Origin of the sequence: Sphingomonas sp. (genome assembly GCF_048594985.1) — a bacterium.
Classification (GTDB): domain Bacteria; phylum Pseudomonadota; class Alphaproteobacteria; order Sphingomonadales; family Sphingomonadaceae; genus Sphingomonas_I.
The window spans coordinates 1-4,293 of sequence record NZ_JBMDXG010000038.1; the positions used below are offsets into that span (position 1 = coordinate 1).

The window sequence follows — 4,293 nt, forward strand, 5'->3', positions numbered from 1 at the left end:
CTCGATCAGCGGGTGCGGCGGGATGCGAAGATGGCTGTTGCTGACGATCGTGACCGGCACTTCACGGCGATAGGCGACGCGATACACCTCGTCCTTCACCGGGCAGGCGTCCGCGTCGACCAGGATCCTCACCGGCGCGGCGGCCCCGCGTGCCGGCCACGATGCGTCGGCGTCGGCCGGTGCGTGCGGGCCGGGCCGGAACGCTGCGGCGGACGCCCGCCCTCGACCGGGCCGTCGGACGGGACGATGGTAACGTCGTCGTCGCCCTGCGCCGTCCGCGCAATCGCCGACTGGAATTTGGCGGCGAGCGCGCGCGGCACCTGGAACGCGGTCTCGTTTGGGCCGATGCGGATCGCGCCCACCTCGTTCTTCGTGATATGCCCGCGCCGGCAGATCAGCGGCAGGATCCAGCGCGGATCGGCATTCTGGCGGCGGCCGATGTCCATCCGGAACCACACCACATCCTCGAAACCGGGACGGTGTCGCTCCTGCTGCGCGGCGCGGCGCGCCTCGGGCGTGGCTTCGGCCAGTTCCTCGGGCTGCGGCATGGCGGCGCGATGCGCGCGAACCAGCCGGGCCGCGATCTCGTCCACGCCTTGCTGCTCGATCAGCCGCGCGGCGAGCGCGCGATCTTCCTCGTCCAGTTCGACCGGTTCGAGCAGGGCGGCGAGCAGTCGTTCGCGATCCTTCGCTCGATTGTCCTCCGGCGTCGGCACGTCGACCCATTCCGCCTCGATCCGCGCGCCGCGCAGAACCTGTTCGACCCGGCGACGGCGCGGATAGGGCACGACCAGCACCGCCGTCCCCTTCTTGCCCGCGCGGCCCGTGCGGCCCGATCGGTGCTGCAGCGTCTCGGCATCGCGCGGAAGTTCGACGTGGATGACCAGCGTCAGGGTCGGCAGGTCGATGCCGCGCGCCGCCACGTCGGTGGCGACGCAGACGCGGGCGCGCCGGTCGCGCAGCGCCTGGAGCGCGGCATTGCGTTCGTTCTGGCTATGCTCGCCCGACAGCGCCACCGCCGCGAAGCCGCGCTCGACCAGGCTGGCGTGGAGATGGCGGACATTGTCGCGCGTCGCGCAGAACAGGATCGCCGTCTCCGCCTCGTGCAGACGGAGCAGATTGATGACGGCATGCTCGATGTCGGACGGGGAGACCGTCACCGCCTGATAGGCGATGTCGCCATGCCCGCGATCCTCGCCCACGGTCGAAATCCGCAGCGCGTCCTTCTGGTAGCGCTTGGCGAGTTGCACGATCGGCTTCGGCATCGTCGCCGAGAACAGCAGGGTCCGCCGCTCGTCGGGCGTAGCGTCGAGGATCGCCTCGAGGTCGTCGCGGAAGCCCATGTCGAGCATCTCGTCGGCCTCGTCGAGCACGGCGATGCGCAAGGCCGACAGATCGAGCGCCCCACGTTCGAGATGGTCGCGCAGCCGCCCCGGCGTACCGACGACGATCGTCGCGCCATGATTGAGCTGGCGGCGTTCCTTCGATGCGTCCATGCCGCCGACGCAGGTGACGATCCGCGCGCCGGCGGGGCCATACAGCCAGATCAACTCGCGGCTGACTTGAAGCGCCAGCTCGCGCGTCGGCGCGATCACCAGCGCCTGGGGGGCACCCGGCGGCGCGGCGCGGCCGTCCTCGCCGATCAGGTCGCCCGCCATGGCGAGCCCGAAGGCGACGGTCTTGCCGGACCCGGTCTGGGCGGACACGATCAGGTCGCGTCCCGCCGCTGCTTCCTCGAGCACGGCAGCCTGCACGGGCGTGGGCGCGGCATAGCCGCGCGTGGCGAGCGCTTCGGACAGAAGCGTCGGGACGGTGGAAAAGGGCATGATCCTCGGGAAGATGGGCAGCGCGCGCAGCGCCGCAAGAGATGGAGCCTCTATAGCCTATTTGCGGGAATGGGTCACCCCCATCATTGCGAACCGTCTGCTCCGATCGACGGGCACCTTGGTCTGCGACATACCCACTGACCAGAACGGTGCGATGGACGCTCTCGTCACGCACGCTATGCTGCGCATCTTTCCGGGGGGATGGGATCATGGACGAGGAAGAGGAGCCAAGGGACTGGCTGGATGCGCTCGACGCATGGCTTTCCCGCGTCGGGCACCGCGCCAATCGGCACTTGTGTCGCCTGGTGCGGCATCGGCGTTCGCGCGGGCGCGCACGGCCTGTTCCGTCGGGCTGGGTCAGCATTTGTCGGCGCTGCGGCACGCCGATGTACCGGGCCAGCGGTGGGCGGTGGCGCGTAGGCCCCGCCCCCGGCGATCCCACGTCGTGAAGCGAGACCGGCGGCTGCCTGCCGCCTAGCGCGCGGCGGGCACCGCCCGCATGCCGCTCAGCCGGGTCATCAGGATCGCGGCACGCTTCGCCTGGCGCGGAAAGCTGTCCAGCTCCGCCGTTTCGCCCGCCGCGTGCGATCCCGCGCCGCTGACCCCGGTGCCCACGAGCCCGCTGGTATAAGGCGCGACGAAGGCGATATCGCCCGCGCCACGCTTCATCGGATCGAGCTCCGCCATTTCGGGCAGGCCGAGATCGCGGTTGACGCCGTTGAGCATACCGAGCAGCGCGCGGCTGCCCGCGGTCGGCGCCATGGCGGGATAGCCCTCCTTGAACTCGATCCGGGCATCGGTGCCGGGCAGGTGCTGCGCGACGATGGCACGCATCTTCGCCTCGACCCGTTCGGCCTGCTCGTTCGACAGTGCGCGGATGTCGCCGGTCGCGATTGCCTTCGCCGCGATGATGTTCGCCTTGCCGCTCGCGCTTCCTGCGATCGTCTCGGGCGTGGTCGGTTCGGCGGTCACCCCGCCGAGCAGCAGGCCCAGATTATAGGTCAGATTGGGTTCGCGCAGATCGCGCCGGAAGGCGTCGACGATCCGTACCAGCTCGTAATTCGCCCCGAATCCCGCTTCGTCACCGAACACGCCCGAGCTGTGGCCGGTCTTGCCCGTCGCGGTGACGACCCAGGTGATCGACCCGCGCCGCGCGATCGATCCGATATCGCGTCCGTCCTCTCGAGAAAGGCTTTCGAATTCCAGCGCGGCGTCGGCCCACTTGCCCGCCTCGATCAGGTCGGCGCGCGCGATGGTCTGCGGGCTGCCGACGCTTTCCTCGTCGCCGGTCAGCACGATGCGAATGTCGGCGGCGCCAAGTGTGCCGGCCTCGCGCATCGCGCGCAGCGCCGACACCATGACGACCAGCCCGCCCTTCATGTCGTTGACGCCCGGTCCCTCGACGACGTTGCCCTTGCGGACGAAGCGCTGGAACGGACTGTCCTTTTCGAACACCGTGTCCATATGGCCGATCAGGAGCATCTTGCGCCCGCGTCCACTGCCCTTGTGGTCCGCGATCAGGTGGCCCGCGCGTCCCGTCTGCTGCATCGGCACCCACCGCACCGTGAAGCCGAGCGGCTCCAGCTCCGCGCGCATCATGTCGGCGACCGCCTTCACCCCTTCCAGATTGCGCGTGCCGCTATTCTGGTTGACCAGCTTTTCCAGCAGGGCGACGTCGCGTTGCTGCGACGCATCGACGGCGGCGGCCATCTTCGCCTCGGGCGCAGTCAGTGCGGCAATGGCGGGGCTGGCGGCGAGCAGGGCTGCAAGGAGAAGAGCTTTCATCCGGCAAGCTTAGCGCCATCGGGCACGAGGTCGAGAGGCGCTCTTGCTTTCGCAGCCGCAATATACGATATTGCTGTCACACCAGCGCATTGTGCGCCGGTCGGACAGCGTGAACGCCCGCAACCCGGGCCGTGTTCGACCTGAAGGTGCCTAGCCTTGGGCTTCCCTTTTCACGCGGGTCGTCTTGTGAACCCGCTTGCCGCCGCCCTGCGTGGGCCGGCTGTCGGCGCTTATCGAAAGTGCATTCCTTTGACCAAATTTTCCGACCTCGGCCTCGCCGCGCCCATCCAGCAGGCGCTCGCCGCCAAGGGTTATGAAAATCCGACGCCGATCCAGGCGCAGGCCATCCCCGTGCTGCTGGAAGGCCGCGATCTTTGCGGTATCGCGCAGACCGGCACCGGCAAGACCGCCGCGTTCGCGCTGCCGTCGATCCACCACCTGTCGACCAACGCCAAGCCGCGCCCGATCAAGGGGTGCCGCATGCTGGTGCTGGCCCCGACGCGCGAACTGGCGAGCCAGATCGCCGAAAGCTTCACCCAGGACGGCAGGAATCTGCGCCTGTCGGTGATGACCGTGTTCGGCGGCGTGCCGATCCCGCGCCAGGTGCGCCAGCTTGCGGGCGGCGTCGACGTGCTGGTGGCGACGCCCGGCCGGCTGCTCGACCTGATCGACCAGCGCGCGC

Annotated in this window: 3 protein-coding genes and 1 pseudogene; 1 reads left to right on the top strand and 3 read right to left on the bottom strand. The window is 69.3% G+C overall.

Going from position 1 to position 4,293, the window contains the following annotated elements:
• From ACOJSF_RS01540 to ACOJSF_RS01550, 3 genes and pseudogenes are all read right to left on the bottom strand, one after another.
• Window positions 1–132, bottom strand: a pseudogene (locus ACOJSF_RS01540) (YaiI/YqxD family protein); the annotation flags it as partial.
• Window positions 129–1,826, bottom strand: coding sequence for a DEAD/DEAH box helicase (locus ACOJSF_RS01545; protein ID WP_420140481.1), 1,698 nt, complete (start codon window positions 1,824–1,826; stop codon window positions 129–131). The pseudogene ACOJSF_RS01540 and the gene ACOJSF_RS01545, both read right to left, overlap by 4 nt.
• A 474-nt stretch (window positions 1,827–2,300) precedes the next feature.
• On the bottom strand, window positions 2,301–3,611 hold the full coding sequence (locus ACOJSF_RS01550; protein ID WP_420140482.1) for a M20/M25/M40 family metallo-hydrolase: 1,311 nt from the start codon (window positions 3,609–3,611) through the stop codon (window positions 2,301–2,303).
• Window positions 3,612–3,860: 249 nt separating this feature from the next.
• Here ACOJSF_RS01550 and ACOJSF_RS01555 point away from each other — a divergent pair.
• Window positions 3,861–4,293: DEAD/DEAH box helicase (locus ACOJSF_RS01555; protein ID WP_420140483.1), on the top strand; the 433-nt coding region annotated here is incomplete at its 3' end.